Source organism: Neobacillus sp. PVCKKU3, assembly GCF_058323225.1.
Map to the genome: position 1 here is coordinate 1 of NZ_JBLVQN010000093.1, position 1,546 is coordinate 1,546.

At 36.9% G+C, this 1,546-nt stretch carries 1 protein-coding gene; it reads right to left on the bottom strand.

Annotation, left to right across the window (positions count from 1 at the left end; all coding sequences use genetic code 11):
- Positions 1-148 precede the first annotated feature (148 nt).
- Complete coding sequence (locus ACNQGS_RS28890) at positions 149-1,288, bottom strand: IS110 family RNA-guided transposase (protein WP_491490386.1); 1,140 nt, start codon at positions 1,286-1,288, stop codon at positions 149-151.
- Positions 1,289-1,546 lie beyond the last annotated feature (258 nt).

Here is a 1,546-nt window from a genome sequence, read left to right on the forward strand (position 1 = left end):
TTTTCTGTGAAAATAAATAATCCTCGGGTCTCCTGTATACTATTGATCGGGATGGGAAATCCTATAAATAACCTAAAAAAAGGCAATAAGAAAACAGAGGTACCTGTGGGAAGGTAACTTTGTATATTTCTATTTGTTTTTGGTTATACTAACTAACTTGATATTCTTTAAATGGCTCCTTGTTTATAAGCATGGAGTAAATGATTCGAAGCATTCGATGCGATATGGCAACGAGTGCTTTTTTCTTTCCTCTTCTTGCTGCTATTGACCAATATTTTGTTGCTAACCATCGATTTCGGCATCTTGAGACAGCCCATGCAGCTTCACACAATGCTGATTTAATATGAGGATTTCCTTTTACCGTCTTGGTACTATAACGTTTTCCAGCACTTTCCTTGTTTCCGGGTGAAACACCGGCCCAAGAAGCTAAATGCTGAGAAGTAGGAAACTGACCCATATCCACTCCGATTTCCGCAATGATTATTGCTGCCGTGTCCTTTTTAATACCGGGTATAGTAAGCAATAAGTTTAATTCTTCATGATAGTTTTTTAAAAGGTTATCAACACGTTCTTCAATTTCAGAGATAAGTGATTCTAAATATATGATGTGCTGCCAAGATTGTCTAATGAGAAAGATTTGATGCTCGTTTAAAGTTCCAAAAAGAGATTCAGTAATCTTTTGTTTTTTCTCTGACATCCTCCCATGGATACTTTTTTCAACATCGGATTCATCTACATATCCCTGTTCAATCAATTTTTGAAGCAGTTTTCTTCCTGACACTCCAAAAACATCGGATATTACAGTACTTAGTTTGACATTAGAGCACTCCAAAACTTTTTGAATTCTATTCTTCTCTGAAGTTAAATGACCAATCCACTTCTTACGAAGTCTCGTTAAATCACGAAGGTCCCGAATATCAACAGGAGGGACAAAACTTTTCTCAATTAGCCCATGACGCAATAGCTTAGCTATCCACTCTGCATCTGAAACATCCGTTTTTCGCCCTGGTACATTTTTGATCCTTTGTGCATTGGCCAATGTAATATCGAAGTAATCTTCTAAGATATTGAATACTGGTTTCCAATATACTCCTGTACTTTCCATTGCTATATGGGTCACACCATGATTCTCCAGCCACTTTAATAACCGATAAAGATCCTTTGTTAGAGTGGGAAAAGTTTCGGTTTCTTTAAACAAGTCCTCATCTCTATTCCCAGTAATCACGCAAGCCACAATAGTTTCTGAATGCACGTCTAAGCCAGCACATCGTTCAATAAATACCTCCATAAAAATCTCCTTCATAAATAGGATCACAAACAGTGAGTGAGTTTGAAAAATAAGCATTTTTCTGTACGTAGTCATCCTACCATAAGGAAGGAGCTAACAAAGGGTTGAACACCAAACTCACTCAAACAGTTTTTTTTACAGGGTCGAACCACCAAAAAAAGCCACGTCTTAAATTACTGTTTGTGTCACTATCAATTATGGACGGAGAGATATTATTTTCATGCATGGGTTGGGAGCAAAAGATCATGAATGTTTTTT